Source organism: Flavivirga sp. 57AJ16 (genome assembly GCF_028736925.1).
In the GTDB taxonomy this organism is placed as follows: Bacteria; Bacteroidota; Bacteroidia; order Flavobacteriales; family Flavobacteriaceae; genus Flavivirga.
Genome location: NZ_JAQZAT010000022.1, coordinates 51,311 through 69,633, shown reverse-complemented (window position 1 = coordinate 69,633; position 18,323 = coordinate 51,311). Strand labels below are relative to the sequence as shown.

Sequence of the window (18,323 nt, the reverse complement as noted above, 5' to 3'; positions counted from 1 at the left end):
ATGATTGATTTAATTAAATTTTAATTCGGATAAATTTGTCTTATTTTAAAATAAATTTTTTTTAGCGCTTTAAAAAGGTATCTCCTTCTTTTATATCTAATGCTAAGGTTTCCAGATTTGTGGATTCTAACATGTTCCTAAGTTCATCTCTGACTATTTTGAATTTATCATGCATAGGACAAGGATGGTGTTCATCGCAGGCCTGCAATCCTAATCCGCACCCCTTGTAAATACTATCTCCATCAATAGCATCAACAATATCCGACAGTTTAATGTCTTTAATTCGTTCTTTTTCAATTTCAAAGCCCCCATAAGCTCCTTTTACAGAATTAATGACATTGTGCCTTACCAGTGCTTGTAAAATTTTAGCTGTAAATGCAACAGGAGAGTCAATCTCTGCTGCAATTTCCTTAGGACTTACGCGTCTATCCTGAAAAGAATTAAGTGCAATAAAAATAGATGCTCTTATACCGTATTCGCAAGCTTTAGAAAACATATTTTAATTTTATTAATGCAAATATATAAAGATAATTTAAAATAGGACAAAAAAGTCTTTATTAATATATTTAGACAATGAATTATTGATTATAAGACAACTATTGAAATAGACTTGGGTTATGAAATAAACACTTTACGACCAATAATACCAATTATGAATTAAAATACGCTATTCAAACTCATTCATTAATTCATTTGGTATAACTCAGGTATTATGGAGGTTGTTACAAAACATCATATTTGGATAATTAATCCGTTACAGGTTTCTTGGATTGCTAGCAATGAAGAGCATCACGTTTATTTTCCAAATATACTAAGTCCAATAACAGGACCTATTCTTTACGGGTTTCTTTTTTAAAGTGAGTGGACTTAAGCGGTTTTTATTTTGTAAAACGTTATTATTTTTATCAAATGAGAATTGTTGTAAACATACTTTTTAATAGTAGCCAAACCTTTGCTTATGTGTTTTTCAACAGTTTTCTCCGATATATTTAAGCGCTTGGCAATATCTTTATGTTTCAAGCCTTTGATTTTACTCATTAAAAATACCGTCCTACATTTTTTGGGAAGTCGATCAATGGCTTGACTAACTATAGAAATACGTTGTTCGGTAAGGTCGTCACTTTGCATATAAGTATCGCCTATAAATTGATATTTTACATCATTGATGTCAATTTCTATTTTTTGTTTCCGATATTCTGAAATAAAAGTATTGTGAACAGCCCGAAATAGATAGTTTTTAAAGGAACTACTTATTTTTAAATCACTTCGTTTCGTCCAAATATTGATAAGCACATTTTGAACAATATCTTCAGCAAGGTCTTGTCTTTTACATAGATTATAACAATAAACCACTAGCCCTTTGTAATAGATATTATAAATGGATTCAAAAGCGCTTTCTCGCCCTGATTTTAATTCTTCTAATAATTTTTTATCTTCTTTGTTCAAATGAAACCCCCTGTTAGAAAACCAAAAGTATTATAATCTTATTCTAAAATTAACAAAAAATCAAAAAAAGTTAAAAAAAGGTTAAATTTAAGGTAGGGATTTTATAAAAACCTGCGTCTTTATAATGAAAGTGTAAATAAAAATGAAAAAAGGTACGGAATCAATAATTCAAAAATATTTAAAAAATGAAATTTCATACGAAGCGCTTCAACAAGGTGTTGATGGTATTTCAGTAGATGAACTTCGGGCAGAAATAAAAAAATCTGTAGAAATAAATTATTTGCTTAGTAAGCAACATTTACAAGTTAATGATTCGAAAGAAACTTACTTAAAAATTTTAGCAAAGGCTAAGTCCAAACAGGAAAAAGAAGAGAAATCAAAGCGCTTTAGATTAAAACCATTTTATAAATATGCAGCACTTTTAGTTTTATTCTTAGGAATCACCTATGTCATTCAATTAAATTTCTCCAAAGAACCTCAGCAATTAATTATTGAAGATGCGTCTATTATACTAGAGCTGGGAAATGGAACTGCGAAGCAAATTGATTTGAAAAACACTTCTAAAATAACTAATACAGAAGGTGCTGTTATTGCAGACCAGCAAGAAGATAAATTAGTTTATACGCAAAGCGATAAAGCGGAAGAGCTGATTTATAATACATTAAAAATACCTTTTGGTAAAAAGTTTACATTAGAGTTGTCCGATGGTTCCCTGGTCACTTTAAATTCTGGAACCACCTTTAGATTTCCTCAAAATTTTCTTTCCGAAGGCGAACGAAAGGTGTTTATAGAGGGGGAAGCTTTTTTTCAGGTTAAAGAAGATAAAGCTCGTCCATTTATTGTTAGTAGTAGTGAGGTTGATGTACGTGTTTTAGGAACTAAATTTAATATATCTACCTATCCAGAAGATAAGTATATTAATACCGTTTTGGTTTCAGGTTCTGTTAGTTTAATTGGGAAAAATAAGGAGATAGCCTCATTGCAATACAGTCAATTATTATCGCCTGGAGAAAAAGCGGGTTGGAATTCTAGAGCAAATAGATTTATAGTTGAAAAGGTGGATACAGATCTCTATACAACTTGGGTCGACGGTAAGCTTCTTTTTAGAGGCATGACCTTTAAACGTATTAGAATCAAATTAGAAAGACATTATAATGTTAAAATTGTTAATGAAAATTTAAGTTTAGATAATATGACTTTTTTAGCAAGTTTCGATATAGAATCTATTGAAGAGGTCATTGAAACTTTTAAACGAAACTATGGAATTAACTACGAAATAAAGGACAATAAAATAATTATTAACTAACTCTAAAATATTATTAATAAAATGATTCATTAAAAGTAAAATCGGAAAATGCTGGAACATTTTCCGATTGAGTAATTCGATTAAGTAAACCTAACCAAATGTAACACAACAAAAGTATGAAAAAAATCTTTTACAGGCATTGCTATGCCCAATTTCACTCTCTCAATTTTGATTTAAAGATGAAACTAACCTCCTTATTATTATTTATTTGTATGTTTCAGATAAACGCTAAAACATACTCCCAAAAACAAAAATTCAATCTTGATTTAAGGGAAGTTTCAGTTCAACAGGTATTAACTGAAATTGAATCAGTTTCGGACTTTAAATTTTTTGCAAATACAGCAGAAATAGATGTGTCAAGAAGAATACCTTCGCTTACAAGTAAAGGAGAGACGATAGATAAAGTTTTGCAAAAATTATTCAAGGGAACAACAGTTGAATTTGAAATTTTTAAAAAACAAATAATATTAAAAACAAGAAATTCTGTTTCGGGAGAAAGTTCTCTGGTTCCTCAAAACCCAACCATTTCAGGAAAGGTTACAGATAATAAAGGGTTGCCACTAGCAGGGGTTACTATTTTAATCCCAGGAACTTCGACTGGAACCTATACCAATTTTGATGGTAATTTTAAACTAGAATTACCCGAAAAGGCTGAAAAAATAACATTCTCTTTTATAGGGTATAAAACCCAAGAAATAGCCCTTGAAGGTAGGACCGTGTTAAACATTTCTCTGGAAGAAGATGTTGAAAGTTTAGAGGAAGTTGTTATTACTGGATTGTTTGAAAGGTCTAAACAAACCTATACCGGATCGGCAGTTTCAATTAAAAGAGAAGAATTGCAAGCCGTTGATAATGATAATTTACTTAAAACACTTCAGGTTTTGGAGCCTTCTTTTCAAATTACGGAAAATATTAATTTAGGGTCAAATCCCAATGCTTTACCAAATGTGGTAATTCGTGGTGGTAATAGTTTGCCAGATATTACTTCTGGTGGAAATGGAGATATTTTTGATTATACCAGTGCTCCTAATGTACCGCTATTTATTCTAAATGGTTTTGAAGTAACCTTACAGCGTGTAAATGATTTAAATATGAATCGTATACAAAATATTACGATTCTTAAGGATGCTGCGGCTACCGTACTATATGGGTCTCGCGCAGCAAACGGTATTGTTGTAATTGAAACGGTGGAGCCCGAAGACGGTAACTTTAGAGTAAGTTATAATGGTGCTCTTACATTGGAAAACCCAGATTTGAGTAGTTATAACTTGTTAAATGCGGAACAAAAATTAGAACTAGAGCAGGCAGGGGGGATTTATAATAACACATTTCCTTATGTAAGAGAAGAATTAGATTATTTATATAATCAGAGGTTGGCTGCTGCCCGTAGTGGGGTTGATACAGATTGGCTTTCAATTCCAGTTCAAAATGCTTTAGGTACACAGCAAAATCTATATATTGATGGAGGGTCTTCAGATAATGTACTATATGGTGTTGGTTTAAACTACCAAAAAAATAGTGGTACGATGAAAGGGTCAAGCCGTAGCAACATTTCTACCAATGGCTACCTTTCTTATAGGGTTAAAGATTTTAAATTTCGTAACGAGATTCTCGTGTCGTTTAATGAAGGGGTTAATTCTCCTTATGGAACTTTTAGAGAATATGCCAGAATGAACCCTTATTGGGCTCCCTATGATGCGTCAGGAAATACAAAACATTTATTAGAGAGTGTGCTGTCTCCCAATACTGGTGAGGTTTTTAATTCTCAAGTTAATCCTTTATACAATACAACGCTTAATACTGTTGATGAATCGTCTTATAGAAATTTTACAAATAATTTTGTAGCCGAGTGGAAAGCCTTGAACTGGCTTCGATTTACAAGTCGTATTTCTTATCAAATTCAAAATGATGAAAGTGATAATTTTAAACCAGCACAACATACCGACTTTACAAATATACCTTTAGAAAGATTTTATGAGCGTGGAGAATATATAAAGGGTTACGGTAGAATGAGTAGGTTGGATGGATCCTTAATAGGTAATGTGAACAAATCTTTTAATAAACATGTCGTTTACGGTTCTTTGGGAATGAGTTTGTTAGAGACAAAGTTTTCTCAAGAACAATTTAAAGTCCAAGGATTTCCTAACTCGAATTTAGATCAGTTATTGGCTGGTAATAGATATCCGGAAAATGAAGGTCCTTCAGGAAGCGAGAGTATAAGTCGCACTGCTGGATATTTTGTTAATGGAGGATATGCTTATGATAACCGGTATTTTGTGGATGCTTCTTACCGTTTAGATGGTTCTTCGCAGTTTGGAACAAACAAACGTTTTGCGCCTTTTTGGTCTTTAGGAGGCGGTTGGAATATTCATAAGGAGTCTTTTATGGATCATGTGAATTTTATTGATAGATTAAAATTACGATATTCTTATGGTTATACTGGGTCTCAAAATTTCCCAAGTTTTATGGGAATTACTACAAGTAAATATTATACAGATAGTGATTATAGATATAATATTGGAACCTATTTGTTAGGCTATGGAAATGAAGACCTTAAATGGCAAAGAACTTCTAAAAGTAACTTTGGATTAGATACAGAGTTTTTCGATCGAAAATTGAGTCTTACTTTTGATTATTTTGTTGAGAAAACACAAGGAAGTGTTATTAGTGTAACGACAGCGCCATCTACAGGATTTTCATCTTACAATGAAAATATTGGAGATGTAGTTAATAAAGGATGGGAATTTAAAAGTCGTTATATGTTATATAGAGATATGGGTTCACGTAATCAAATATCGTTATTTTTAAATATATTTCATGCCAAAGGAACCATACAGTCTATATCTAATAAGTTAGAAGAATTAAATGAGGAGAATGCTAATTCACTTTCAACTAGTCCCCTACCTCGTTATGTTGAAGGTCGCTCTACTTCTGCCATTTGGGCAGTACCTTCCTTAGGAATCGATCCTTCAACTGGTCGTGAAATATACTTAACACGAGAAGGAAATTATACAACCGTTTACAATCCAATTGATCAAATTGTGGCAGGAGATAGTCGTTCAGACATAGAAGGTTCGTTCGGAACGAATATGGAGTATAAAGGCGTAGGTGTGAATCTGTATTTCGGATATAGAATAGGTGGACAAACCTATAATCAAACACTTGTAGATCGAGTAGAAGGAGCAGACCTTAATTATAATGTTGATAAGCGGGTATATGATGACCGTTGGAGAGTACCTGGAGATGAAACATTTTTTAAAGGGGTGGTTGATCCTGATGGTTATTCAATTACTTCTAATACTTACGCAAGTACAAGGTTTGTTCAGGATTACAATTGGTTAAGACTTAGCAATGCTTCTATTTATTATAGGTTTTCAGAAAAATTAAATCAATCATTAGGTCTACAAAACGCAAAGATCACACTGTTAACAGGAGATGGTTTCTTCTTTTCTTCAGTTAAACAAGAGCGTGGTCTTGATTATCCATTTAGTCGTTCTTTCACACTACAATTTCAAACTTCTTTTTAATTATGAATGCAATAATAACTATATACAAATCAATAACATTTAATAAGCATGCCATGCTATTAATATGTTCAGGATTATTACTATTCTCTTCTTGCGAAGAGTGGTTGGATGTTAGTCCTTCTTCAGAAATAAAAGAAGAGGATCTTTTTTCTAATGAACAAGGCTATAAAGATGCCTTATATGGGGTGTATCAAAAAATATCAGAAAATACATTGTATGGAGAAAACCTTACTCTAGGCTTTTTAGATGTTTTAGCACAGCAATATGATATTCGAGCAGGAGGCCATATATTTTTTGAAGCAGGTTTATATCAATATGACGATATTGATGTTGAGACTAGGATAGATGCCATATGGAGTAACATGTATACTTCAATTGCACAGATCAACTTTATATTAAAAGATATAGATGCAAATAAAGGTGTTTTTGGTTCAGAAGTGACTTACAGTGTTGTTAAAGGAGAAGCACTTGCTTTAAGAGCCTTATTACATTTCGATTTAGTACGCATGTTTGGTCAGTCTCCTGTAACTTCAGACGGGACACCTGCTATACCTTATATGGAAGCGTTTACTGTTGATAATGGAGATAGACTTAATGTCTCGGGAATATTAACGACATGTGAAATTGATTTGCTTGCATCTGAAACATTACTTTCAGAATATCAGGAAATGGATGAAATAAGGAATCCTGCAGGAGAGTTAGGTGGCATTGATAACTTTCTCGCATTTCGTCAAAACAGAATGAATTATTGGGCCGCTAAAGCTTTACTTGCTCGTTTATACCTGTATATGGACAACAAAGAGAGTGCCTTAGGTTATGCAGTAGAAGTCATTGAAAGTGGTCATTTCAGGTTCATGACACAAGCAGAACTGAATGAAACAGGAGAATTTAATGACAGAACTTTTAGTTATGAACATGTGTTTTCCATTAATGCTGTGGACTTACGATCTACTTCAGATAATTATTTTAGAATAAGTGCTAATACAAATGCAGAATTAAGTGGAAAACTAATTGTGGCAGAAGACAAAGTCGATAATATTTTTGAAGTGTCTTCGGGGTATAGCAGTGATCCTCGATACAATAAATTATGGCAGTATAGCCAATCGGTTCTTATGCATGCTAAATTTTGGCAGGATGATAACATGTCTAATTTGATTACAAACTTAATTCCAGTACTTCGCTTAAGTGAGATGTATTATATAGCAGCAGAAAGTGAGCCCAATACAGAGACTGCGGTAGCATATTTAAATGAAGTGCGCAAAGCTAGACTTATTCCAGAACTCCCAACAGATATCGATGCTTCAGTACTTGAAGATGAAATTTTTAAGGAGTATAGAAAAGAGTTTATGAGCGAAGGCCAGTTGTTCTATTATTACAAGCGTAAAAATGCTCAAAATATAATAGATTCTCAAGTAAATCCAATAACGAATAAGGAGTATGTTTTCCCCCTTCCTTTAAGAGAAATTGAATTTGGAAATAATTAATGAGAAGAAAAAAATAATTAGTAATAATAATTTACGACATGAATAAGATCATATTTTTTATAGTAATGTTTACCTGTATGGCAGGTAGTATAATTTTAACATCATGTTCTGATAGTGAAGAATTGATGTTTAATTTAGAAAAACCAGGGGTTTATTTCCATAAGTTAGCAGGTCAAGAAAACATAGATAGCTTGGCATACTCATTTGTTGTCTCTCCTGCCTCTGTAGTAAAAGATACATTAGACGAAGAACTTCGTATTCGAGTAATGGGACAAGCGGCGGCGTTTGATCGCGAGGTCAATTTAGTAGTTGAAGACTCTTCAACGGCAATTCAAGGGGTGCATTATGATATGCCAACCCCCATTATATTACCTGCTAATGCCTTTGAAGTGTATGTTCCTCTATATGTTTATCGCACTGAAGATTTAAAGGAAGAAATCAAGAGTTTGTATTTTTCCTTGAAGGAGTCAGAAGATTTTATTGTTGGTTATCAAGGAAATAGTCAACACATAATAACCATAACAGATAAATTGACACGACCATCTGATTGGTATGGAGGTCTTACAGATTTATTTTATGGGGCCTATTCGATAAGAAAGCATGAATTTATGGTGCAAACGCTTGGAACGATCAGCATCACGATGGGAACTGGAGGAGCCATATCACAAATGATGTCGTTTCAACAGCAAATGTTAGTAGCCTTGACAAAATACGAGGCTGAAAATGGACCTATGATTGATGAAAACGGAAATCAGGTACTATTTCCAAATTAATTTAAGACATATAATATTATGAAAACAATAAGTAATAAAAATATACAAATTAAATCACTAGCAATAAACTTCTTTGTTGCAATAATTACAGTGTTGTATTATAGTTGTGATTCCAGTTCAGATAACGCTAATGATGTGACTGATTTCAATGAGATAACTGTAAATGTGATGGAAAGTGAAGCTCCAACCACGGTGCTTCAGTTTGATACGTTGCGTATTAATCCAGTAATATCCCAAAGTCATGAGTTAGATGAAACAAATTTATCGTACGAATGGACATTGCGTACTGATGAAAGGTACATTAATGCCCCTATTGATGAAGAGGTTGTTACTATTTCCAATGAGAGAAACCTAGAGTATAAGGTTGGTTTAACTACAGGGGACTGGAAATTTGTATGTCGAGTAACAGATGAAAATACCGGGGTCACCTCTGTTGGTCATTTTTTTGTAGCAGTACAAAATCAGTTTACCGAAGGATGGTTGGTATTGGAAGAATCTAATGGTCTAGGAGATTTATCTATTATTCTTCCAAACGGAGATATATTTAACAAGGTTTATTCTAGTATTAACCCCAGTAAGCCTTTGGAAATCCCGTTACGTCAACTGGTCGTTTCAAATTTTCCATATGGTACAGATGAAATTACTATTCTTTCAGAAAATAGTGGGGTGCAATTGGATTATAATGAATTACTGAATGTATCTAATTTAGAAGAGCTATTTTGGAATGCACCATCAGTTTTACACCCTGAATATCATGTTTGGCAGGAAACCTCTAACGGATTTATTATTAATGGCGGTAAAGTGCATTTACAGGTTCGAGGTGGTTTTCCTGGAGATAAAAAATATGGAGACCCAATGGCTTTTCCTAACGATGTGGGGGATAATTACTCTGTAGCTCCTTTTGTTGCCACTGGAGATGTATACGGTGTGCCATACCCTGCGGCAATTTATGACAATCAAGGACAGTATTTTCTATACCTATCTAGTGGCTTATCTCCTTTATTAAAACAGTTTCCTCCAGTTTCTAATGGAGCCCCTTTTGATATGAATAATGTAGGTTTGGAAATGATATATATGGAAACGGCTAATGAGCAAAATTTAATTAATGCCGTTATGAAAGATGAAAGTAATGTGTATTATATGCTCCAGGTTAGGTTAAATGCAACAGAACCAGCTCAATTATATCAACTAATGTCCACTGCTCCAGAGGTTGTTAATAGTACGACTTTTAAAAGTTCAAAAACACTGCAGAGAATGTACTACGGTGTAGGAGACGGCATATACTTATACGATATTCCTTCGGGTTTAATTATAGGTGATAAATTCACTTTTCCGGGGGGAGAAACGATAACCGTAATGGAGATAGATGATAATGACCCAAATGTAATGATGGTAGCAACTTGGGATGGTAATGAAGGGCATGTCTATGAACTAAATTTATCAGGTACAGGGGAGATGACTCTTGGTGAGCAATACGACGGTTTCGGACAGATTGTTGATATGGATTACAAAGACTAAGTAACTTTTAGATTATAAATTCAAATTATAGCCCTGTTCTAAATTTTACAGGACAGGGTTTAATATACCCAACGTATATTTCTAAAAAAACAGGGAAGATAACAGTGCTTAAGGGTTCATGCTTCCGAATACTTATTTTCAATTATAAATCAATGAATTTACGCTTAGTTGTTTTTGCCTTTTTTTTCACGCTTGAACTAATCGGTCAGAATGGAAACCAATATCAATCTATAGATTTTGTTCTTAATAACGAACGCATGAAAGCGTCTTTTGCTAAGGTTAAAAATATGATTGAAAACGGCGGTTTTTTAACACAAGATGAAGCTTCTAAAAAATTAATTTCCAAACAAAATAAAAAAATTAAACTAAAGAAGACCAAAATCAACCAAAAAGAACTTGAAGGCGCTGATGTTTATAGAAAACTATTGCCTTCTACAGTCGTATTGGTTACGAATTCGCTTAGGGCCAGTGGTTATATTATTAGTTCCGATGGTGTATGTGTTACTAATTATCATGTGGTTAAAATGTATTCAAGCCCAAACATGAAAAAAAATGGTTTGATAGCCTTAACCCATAATAACGAGCCCTACTTTGTTACAGATATTCTGGCTACTAGTCCAGAAAACGACTTAGCTATTGTTAAAATAGATACTCGAGGCAAAGTTTTTAGCCCATTGTCGTTAGGCTCTTTTTTACCTGAAGGTAATCGGGTTTATGTTTTAGGTCATCCTTCTCATATTACCTATTATTTTTCGGAAGGGATAGTAGCCAAAAATTTTATTAGAAACCCCGAAGTATTGAAGGAAAAAGAACAATGCTATATGGCTATAACAGCAGATTATGGAATTGGGGCCAGTGGTGCTCCTGTTGTTGATAATAAAGGAAACATCGTGGGAACCGTATCTACTGCAAAAGCCCTTTATCCAAACCCAAATGAAAAAAACAATCCACAAATGGTTTTAAGAAATACAATTCCTGTTATAGCATTAAAACAATTAATAGAATTTGACTAATTATTAAGATTATAAATAAGAGGTATATTTCTTTATAATAAATAAGAAAATCGCTTGAAAAAGCATTAAAAAAATAAGTTAAAAACGAAAAATCAATAAAATTATGAAAAATAAAAATTATTTAATAGTTATCACGCTTCATTTGCTTTTAGGTAGTGTACTGATGTCATGCAACAATGATGCTAAACCAAAAGGTTATGTTTTAAATGGGACTTTAGAAGGAGCGACAGACGGAACAAAAATGGCTTTAGTGCCATTTGCCATGCACAAAATGAAACCAGAAGCAGAAACTATAATTGAAAAAGAAAACTTTAGTTTTAAAGGGGTCATGCCAGAACCTCGATTGTATTATTTAGTAGTAGGAGATGACGAGGATTTTTATAAAATAATGATTGAAAATGCCATTATTACCGTTGAGGGTAAAGTTGAGAAGCATGCATTCAAGAGTAAAGAATCTAAAATATACAAATATAAAGATGTATCTGTGACTGGATCAGAAAATCATAATTATTTTAAAAGTCAAATATCTGTAAGAGAAGAAATGAATGAGCTTCATACCCGTATGGGAAAAGAGCATTCCTATGTTAGTGGCCTGCTAAGAGATGCCAGAAGTAAAAACGATAAGAAACAATTAGATTCTGTTATGAAACTCGAAGAATACAAGCAATTGTCTATGGCTGAAAGTAATTTTTTTAAGATGATAGAAACTAATTATCAAAAAGTATTCGAGGCTAATAGTCAATCATTTTGGGGACCATTGATGATGATGAATTTTTATTCATACTTTACACCAGAAGCAAGACCTGCTTTTGATGGTATGTCGAAAGAGGCCAAGGAAAGTTATTATGGAAAAATGGTAGAAGAACTTCTGTATCCGGCTAACCGTATTGGAGAAAAAATTCCAGATTTTACTACTACAGATGATTCAGGGAAAACTTATACACTTAAAGATTTAATTAAAGGCAAAAAAGTTGTTTTGATTGATTTTTGGGCTTCTTGGTGTGCGCCTTGTAGAAAGGAATTACCTAATGTGAAAGCTAACTACGAAAAGTATGTTGATAGTGGATTTGATGTTGTTAGTATTTCTATCGATAAAGATCCAAAAGCATGGCAGAAAGCTTTGAAAGAAGAAAACATGAAATGGCCTAATTTTAATGATAATGATGTGGCTGGCCTATATAAAGTAACATCAGTTCCTACCACCTATTTGATAGATGGAGAGGGTAGAATGATTGCAGATAATGTAAGAGGTGAAGATCTAGGAAATAAGTTAAAGGCAATATTTGGTTTTTAAACAGTTTTAGCCTAAAAGAAATATATGTTTTTTAGAAACATGATAAAATAGGTTTATAAATTTCAAGATAATTAATGACATAGAATAAAACGTTCACTGGGAATTTACTTTTCAGTGGAGGTTTTGTTTCAGTGTTTTTATCTCAACTTACTAAATTAGCATAACATTGTCTGGTTTTAAAAACCAAAAATTTCTTCCAACTTTCTGTCTAATGCTTCACCTTGCAAGTGTTTTGCCAAAGTTTTCCCTTCCCTATCCAAAAGATAGGTTGACGGTAAATATGGTGCAGCATAAGCCGTAATAACCTTGGCAGTCATAACCTCACTGCCACGAGGAGGAAAAACATCTGCTACTTGTATCCATTCCAAACCATCTTCCGTAATGGCTTTTTTCCACTGGTCGTGGTTACTATCGTTGGTCACAGCAACCACTTCAAAACCTTTGTTTTTATATTTTTTATAAACCTTTTTTAAGTGTGGGTACGACTTTCTACAAGGTAAGCACCACGATGCCCAAAAATCGACCAATACAATTTTTTCGCCTCGTAAAGAGGATAAGGTGAAATCTTCTCCTTTATCTGTTTTAAGCATAAAATCTGGGGCTATTTCTCCAATAGCCGTTCTCTTAAGGCCTTCTAATTTATCCTTTAATGGTTTATAAAAACTTGATTTTTTTACGGCATCGCTAAAACCTTCAACAATTTTTTTGTACTCTTCAAAGGTTTGGTCAACTTCATTAGCTTGAAAACGCATATAATAGGCTGCAACCACAGAATTAGGGTTATTTAAAGCGTAGTTTTTTATATAGGCTGCCTGTACTTTTCTTGAAGCTTCCCTGGCATCTGAAAGTGCTCCATAGTTTAGCTTATACGTATCTGTTCCTTTTTTTAAAGTTTTACCAACTTCAAAAAGTTTGTTTAGCTTTTTTGCTTCTGGGGTATTCCGTACAACATCATTTACCTTTTTAAATTCATCGTTAATTGCTGAACCGACAATTTCAATATCATTGATGTTTCCTCTGTCATCAGCTTTACTAACATCTACGGTAACCTTAAAGGTTTCGTTAGCGAGCAATAAGCTAAAATAGTATTTATCATTAACTCTAAAATACTGGTTTGTTGCGCCTTCAAGTTTCCCTTTATAAGTAAAAGTGTTATTCTCTAACGTAATAGTATCTTGTTGATATATAATAATGGTTCCGCTATCTACTCCAATAATTTTTCCTGTTACAAAAAATCCGTCATTAAGCCCTTTTATGGCTCCCTTTATTTTATATTCTTTTGTTGTGTTGGAAACATTGTTATTTCTTGCAGAATTACAACTCGATAACAACAACAATGACATAACCACAATAAATGTCGCACGTATTTTCATTATAATTTATTTATTAAAATATTTAATTCTTTTAATCTAATATTTCAGCTAGCTTTTCATGCAACATTGCTCCCCTGAGATTTTTAGCAATTATGCTACCTTCCGGACTAATTAATAATGTTTGAGGAATGGCCCTAATGCCAAAATAAGTTGAAATTTCATTTTCAAAGCCTTTCAGGTCTGAAATTTGAACCCATGGCAAATTGTCTTTTTCAATGGCCTGTTTCCATTTATCCTCTTTATTATCGAGTGACACACCAAGTACCGTAAAATTTTTGTCCTTGTAGTTATTATACGCTTTTAACACATTTGGATTTTCTGCACGGCAAGGACCACACCAACTTGCCCAAAAATCTATAAAAAGATATTTTCCTTTATAGCTGCTTAAATTAACAGGAGTGCCTTTCACATTTTTTTGAACGAAATTTGGAATGCTTGCTCCAATAGCACTTCGCTTAAGGATCTTCATCCTCTCTGTTAATTTTTTACCCGCATTTGTTTTTAACACTTTTGCATCAAGTAAATCATATAATATTACAACATCTTCATAATCATTTACAATAGTTTTATCGCTTACCAAATTCAAGCTAAACATACTTTCAGGGTTTTTGGCTATATATTTTTTAGCCTTTTGGTCACGCAACGCCCTTAAATCTTCAATTTTCTTTTCTACTGTAAGTTTGTTTTCTTCCGCAACACTATGCAGTTCTTGATATGCCTCATTTAAGGGTTGTGTAATATCACTTATTGATTTGTAATAAGCTTCTGCTTCATCCTGAATTGAAGACCCTGTAACTTTATAAGATTCGTAATCTCCCACAGTTCCTGTTAAAGTCATTGTTCCAGGTTCCACAAAAAAATCAAAGTAACTCATCTTAAAGTACAAATTTACTTTTTGAGGCTCATCCATTTTTGTTCTCCAAGTAAACTTGCCTTCTATAGGTTGAATGGTATCTTTTGTATATTCTCCTTCTTTTAAATAAGATATAACAAACTTCTTATCTTCACTACCTGTTAAATCTCCTTTTACAATTACATTTTGTGCAAAACCAAAATTCACAGAGGAGAAAATCGTAATTAGATATAAGCTTAATTTTAATGTTTTCATTGCCAAATTTTCATGGTGTTTAATTAAAAATTTCAACTAATTTTTTGTCCATAGCGGCATCATCTTCGCCACCACCACCGTAACGGCCAATGATAACACCTTCTGGATCTACTAAAATTTTAGTTGGTAAGGAGCTAATGTTGTAACCTTCACTGATATCAGTAGATTTATCATTAAAATCTGGTCTGCCATTCTTCATTTTTAGGCCTCTTAACACATGACGCCAAACACCAATTTTATCTTTATCGACAGCTTTTCTCCATGCATCATGATTACGATCGTCGTCAGAAACCCCCAATATTTCAAATCCTTTAGGATTGTATTTAGCATATAGATCTAGCAAGTGAGGATTTCCTTTTCTACAGGGCACACACCAAGACGCCCAAAAATCAATAAGGAAATATTGCCCTTTAAAATCGGCTAATCTTAAAGGGTTGCCATTAATATCAATGGTATCAAAGTTTCCAGCCAAAGCGCCTGGAATGCCTTTTTTCATATTTTCAATCTCGGTTAACAAGTGTTTTCCAGATTCGGTATTGGTGTAAAGTGGGTTGAAACTATCGTACAGTGCTCTTGCCTTATCATATTTCATATTACCCAATAGAAATAAAAGGCTGTTCACGCTTACATAAGATTTTGGGTTGTCCTCAATAAATTTAAGGGTTGCCTCACTTTGCTCTTCCCACATTGGCGCCAATTTGCCTCTAGCTTCATCATCTTCATATTTAATAGCTTCCAATTCATCGGCACTTGCATTGGCTGCACTTGCTTTATTATATTTTTCCCTTACGGCATCAAAAATCTCCTGCTCTTTTTGGTACTTAGAAGCAATGTCTTTTCTTATGGCATCAAGACGGTAATTATCATCTTGGGTTTTGCAACCTGCTAATTTAGATTTTGAAAAATTCTCGTAATCTACACTCAGGTTCATAATGGTTGGTTCTATATACAAGCCTACTCCTGTTTTTGGGTCCATACCTTTGGCATTAGCATCTTTGGTCAGATAAATACGCGAAACAGATTCTTTTATTTCATTTTCGAATTGAAATTTTCCATTGACCACTTTAATGGTATCTACTTTAGGAGAATTGATGAATACATAAATTTCTCCATTAGTTAATCCTGTTATAGTCCCTTTAATGCGACACTTTCCGTCTTCCAATGGTTTTTCGGTTTTACAGCTTATAATAAATAATGATACTAAAGTGATTATGATTATTTTTTTCATTTTTTTGTTTGATTTAATTTTGTGTATTTAATCCCTTCATGAGCGTTATATCTGTTCTGATTTCCCAAAGACCAGGTTGAAATATTTCTATTTCAATAAAATCTTGTTTGTAATAGGCTTTTAATTTTATAGGGAAAATGACATTGGTAAGCTCGACAAAATCATTGTTGTTTAATTGCGATTGGTATTGTCCAGAATGCACTACAATATTCATATGTGGGGACTTTTCATATTTTTGATTTATTTTAACATAGAATCGTAAGCTATTCATATCGTCTTGAACCTTAACCAGATTAAACGCCGATACATTTTGCGACTTATCTATTTTCGTATAAGGTTTTTCAAATAGTCCGAGATAAACATCTTTTTTCCAAAAACCTGTAATTATACTATCGTTTTTAAAAGTGAGTTTGCCTTGACCTTCTTTTTTACCTTTTTTAAAGGCGCCTTCATAAACATTTCCATTACTCCAAGTATAAGTTCCAAAACCATTGGGAAGGCCTTTTTTAAACTGCCCATTATAGGTATCTGTTCCCTTTGCTATACCTTGACCATGGGCTTTACCTTTTTTACAATCCCCAGAGTAAGATTCATTAATAGTATGAAGCAGTACTTTGCAGTTTTGTGCTTGTAGACTATTAAAGCACAACATTAACAATATTGAGATAGCTATTTGTTTCATTTATAATAAAAACCTAATGCGATTAAAAAGCATAAAAACCAGCCTCTTGATGTTAGTAAAAGGCTGGTAGTTGAGTTGTTAGTAACTTGGGTTTTGCTCTACTACACCACCACCTGCATCGATAGTGATTCCATCAATTGGCAAAATAAATTTGTCTGGATTGGTAGCTGATGCTTTTACGGATGAAACGTCAAAACCATCTACAAAATGATAGCGTACCAAATCGAACCATTCTTCGCCAGACTCAAGGCCTAATTCAACATATTTTTCAATACGTACGGCTTCCAAAAACTCAGTTAGAGTGATAGTTGCTGGGTAGGTTTCAAAACCGTCGCCCCCTGTAGTGGTTGCGCCCGCTCTTATGCGGATGGCGTTTAAGGCATCTAAGGCGTTTGTTGTTACTGTACTATTAGCACGGGCATCTGCCTCGGCTAAAATTAGGTAAATTTCTGCCATTCGTAAATGATAAATCATCTCATATTGGTCTGTAGGTGCATTATTAAACTTAAACGTATCCAAACCATAAAATCCAGCATCAAAAATTGTAGTGGCTATACGTGTACCATCATGTACAATATTTTGAGCGCCAACGGTTGTAGATGCTGCTGCAAAATCAACGAATGCTTGTGTGGCACTTGCCCAAAAGCCCGTATAATTACCAATACCCAAACCTTCTTGGGGTTGTCCTTTTGAACCAAACAAAACTTCGGGGCTATCAAATAATGCTGGCGTTGTATGATCTAAAAATATGTCGCCATAGGCTGTTGCCAGTGCGAAATTAGGACCAGAGTTATCAATCACATCTTTAGCTAAAGTTGCCGCTGCAGCATAATCGCCTTGATATAGCAAAACTTTTGCTTTTAAGCCTTTAGCATAGGTTTTATTCACATAATATTTAGTTCTTAAATCTGGTGTTCCAGCAATGGCATCGTCTAAATCTGCAATAATCGCCGCATATACATCGGCTACAGAATTTCTTGGGAATGCGTCGGCATTTCTTGCAGGCTCAGATCTAAGCGTTATACCATATACAGAGCCGGTATCGTAAAATTGACCAAATAGCCTTAACAAATAAAAGTTAGCGGTTGCTCTTAATGCTTTAGCCTCGGCAAGAATTTCTGTCTGCCTCTCAGGGGTCTCGAATACATCACTTGACAACTCGGTTACTTTTTCTATAAGCCAATTACATCTATTTATCAAATCGTACATGCGTGTATAGGCTCCTAATCCAGAGCTAGCTCCTACAGTAATTGGATTGTTATCTGCATACCCTGTTGCTTCTGCTCCGTTATTAAAAATAGGATGAGGGGATGCTACCCCACTCATAATTGAAGGGATTAAATACATTTCTGGATTTCCAGACCCACCACTTCGCTGGCGGAATCCTGCATAAGCACCAGCTAATGCCAAATCTGCTGTAGCTTCATTATTAATGGCGGTTTCTGCTTCAAGTGCAAATAAAGGTTCAAAATCGTCTAAATCTTCTGCTAACTGGCAAGATGAAAAGCATATTATTGTTATGCTTAAGATTACTCTGTATATATATTGTTTTTTCATGTCTTAAGTATTAA

At 33.7% G+C, this 18,323-nt stretch carries 14 protein-coding genes; 7 read left to right on the top strand and 7 right to left on the bottom strand.

From position 1 onward, the window contains the following. Positions 1-61 precede the first annotated feature (61 nt). Both PQO00_RS18680 and PQO00_RS18675 read right to left on the bottom strand, forming a co-directional pair. Positions 62-496, bottom strand: coding sequence for an Rrf2 family transcriptional regulator (locus tag PQO00_RS18680; RefSeq protein ID WP_274186377.1), 435 nt, complete (start codon positions 494-496; stop codon positions 62-64). Between the two features lie 371 nt (positions 497-867). Beyond that, positions 868-1,446, bottom strand: coding sequence for an RNA polymerase sigma factor (locus PQO00_RS18675; RefSeq protein ID WP_274186376.1), 579 nt, complete (start codon positions 1,444-1,446; stop codon positions 868-870). Between the two features lie 142 nt (positions 1,447-1,588). Here PQO00_RS18675 and PQO00_RS18670 point away from each other — a divergent pair, with 142 nt between their 5' ends. From PQO00_RS18670 to PQO00_RS18640, 7 genes are all read left to right on the top strand, one after another. Then, positions 1,589-2,752, top strand: a complete 1,164-nt coding sequence (locus tag PQO00_RS18670) for a FecR family protein (protein WP_274186375.1) — start codon at positions 1,589-1,591, stop codon at positions 2,750-2,752. Positions 2,753-2,931: 179 nt separating this feature from the next. Then, complete coding sequence (locus tag PQO00_RS18665; protein WP_274186374.1) at positions 2,932-6,279, top strand: SusC/RagA family TonB-linked outer membrane protein; 3,348 nt, start codon at positions 2,932-2,934, stop codon at positions 6,277-6,279. A gap of 2 nt (positions 6,280-6,281) precedes the next feature. Continuing rightward, positions 6,282-7,763, top strand: a complete 1,482-nt coding sequence (locus tag PQO00_RS18660) for a RagB/SusD family nutrient uptake outer membrane protein (protein WP_274186373.1) — start codon at positions 6,282-6,284, stop codon at positions 7,761-7,763. A 38-nt stretch (positions 7,764-7,801) separates the two neighbouring features. Next, a complete protein-coding gene (locus tag PQO00_RS18655; protein ID WP_274186372.1) occupies positions 7,802-8,536 on the top strand; it encodes a DUF4843 domain-containing protein in 735 nt (244 codons plus the stop codon). Between the two features lie 18 nt (positions 8,537-8,554). After that, positions 8,555-10,054, top strand: coding sequence for a PKD-like family lipoprotein (locus PQO00_RS18650; protein ID WP_274186371.1), 1,500 nt, complete (start codon positions 8,555-8,557; stop codon positions 10,052-10,054). Between the two features lie 152 nt (positions 10,055-10,206). Further along, positions 10,207-11,067: a serine protease gene (locus tag PQO00_RS18645; RefSeq protein ID WP_274186370.1), complete on the top strand. Its 861-nt coding sequence runs from the start codon at positions 10,207-10,209 to the stop codon at positions 11,065-11,067. A 103-nt stretch (positions 11,068-11,170) separates the two neighbouring features. Beyond that, on the top strand, positions 11,171-12,361 hold the full coding sequence (locus tag PQO00_RS18640; protein WP_274186369.1) for a TlpA disulfide reductase family protein: 1,191 nt from the start codon (positions 11,171-11,173) through the stop codon (positions 12,359-12,361). A gap of 176 nt (positions 12,362-12,537) precedes the next feature. Here PQO00_RS18640 and PQO00_RS18635 read toward each other — a convergent pair whose 3' ends face one another. The 5 genes from PQO00_RS18635 to PQO00_RS18615 form a co-directional block, all read right to left on the bottom strand. Beyond that, entirely contained in the window at positions 12,538-13,734 is a 1,197-nt protein-coding gene (locus PQO00_RS18635) for a TlpA disulfide reductase family protein (protein WP_274186368.1), read from the bottom strand. A 31-nt stretch (positions 13,735-13,765) separates the two neighbouring features. Further along, positions 13,766-14,842, bottom strand: a complete 1,077-nt coding sequence (locus tag PQO00_RS18630; RefSeq protein WP_274186367.1) for a TlpA disulfide reductase family protein — start codon at positions 14,840-14,842, stop codon at positions 13,766-13,768. A 19-nt stretch (positions 14,843-14,861) separates the two neighbouring features. Beyond that, a complete protein-coding gene (locus PQO00_RS18625) occupies positions 14,862-16,070 on the bottom strand; it encodes a TlpA disulfide reductase family protein (protein WP_274186366.1) in 1,209 nt (402 codons plus the stop codon). 13 nt (positions 16,071-16,083) lie between these two features. Next, positions 16,084-16,752, bottom strand: coding sequence for a hypothetical protein (locus PQO00_RS18620; protein WP_274186365.1), 669 nt, complete (start codon positions 16,750-16,752; stop codon positions 16,084-16,086). Positions 16,753-16,830: 78 nt separating this feature from the next. Then, the gene (locus tag PQO00_RS18615) at positions 16,831-18,309 is read right to left on the bottom strand and encodes a RagB/SusD family nutrient uptake outer membrane protein (RefSeq protein ID WP_274186364.1); all 1,479 of its coding nucleotides are present in this window, start codon (positions 18,307-18,309) and stop codon (positions 16,831-16,833) included. Positions 18,310-18,323: the final 14 nt, after the last annotated feature.

Excerpts from the sequence above, each read along its gene's own strand:
- PQO00_RS18680 (WP_274186377.1), bottom strand. The coding sequence starts at position 496 with ATGTTTTCTAAAGCTTGCGAATACGGTATAAGAGCATCTATTTTTATT.
- PQO00_RS18670 (WP_274186375.1), top strand. The coding sequence starts at position 1,589 with ATGAAAAAAGGTACGGAATCAATAATTCAAAAATATTTAAAAAATGAA.
- PQO00_RS18665 (WP_274186374.1), top strand. The coding sequence starts at position 2,932 with ATGAAACTAACCTCCTTATTATTATTTATTTGTATGTTTCAGATAAAC.
- PQO00_RS18660 (WP_274186373.1), top strand. The coding sequence starts at position 6,282 with ATGAATGCAATAATAACTATATACAAATCAATAACATTTAATAAGCAT.
- PQO00_RS18655 (WP_274186372.1), top strand. The coding sequence starts at position 7,802 with ATGAATAAGATCATATTTTTTATAGTAATGTTTACCTGTATGGCAGGT.
- PQO00_RS18650 (WP_274186371.1), top strand. The coding sequence starts at position 8,555 with ATGAAAACAATAAGTAATAAAAATATACAAATTAAATCACTAGCAATA.
- PQO00_RS18645 (WP_274186370.1), top strand. The coding sequence starts at position 10,207 with ATGAATTTACGCTTAGTTGTTTTTGCCTTTTTTTTCACGCTTGAACTA.
- PQO00_RS18640 (WP_274186369.1), top strand. The coding sequence starts at position 11,171 with ATGAAAAATAAAAATTATTTAATAGTTATCACGCTTCATTTGCTTTTA.
- PQO00_RS18635 (WP_274186368.1), bottom strand. The coding sequence starts at position 13,734 with ATGAAAATACGTGCGACATTTATTGTGGTTATGTCATTGTTGTTGTTA.
- PQO00_RS18630 (WP_274186367.1), bottom strand. The coding sequence starts at position 14,842 with ATGAAAACATTAAAATTAAGCTTATATCTAATTACGATTTTCTCCTCT.
- PQO00_RS18625 (WP_274186366.1), bottom strand. The coding sequence starts at position 16,070 with ATGAAAAAAATAATCATAATCACTTTAGTATCATTATTTATTATAAGC.
- PQO00_RS18620 (WP_274186365.1), bottom strand. The coding sequence starts at position 16,752 with ATGAAACAAATAGCTATCTCAATATTGTTAATGTTGTGCTTTAATAGT.
- PQO00_RS18615 (WP_274186364.1), bottom strand. The coding sequence starts at position 18,309 with ATGAAAAAACAATATATATACAGAGTAATCTTAAGCATAACAATAATA.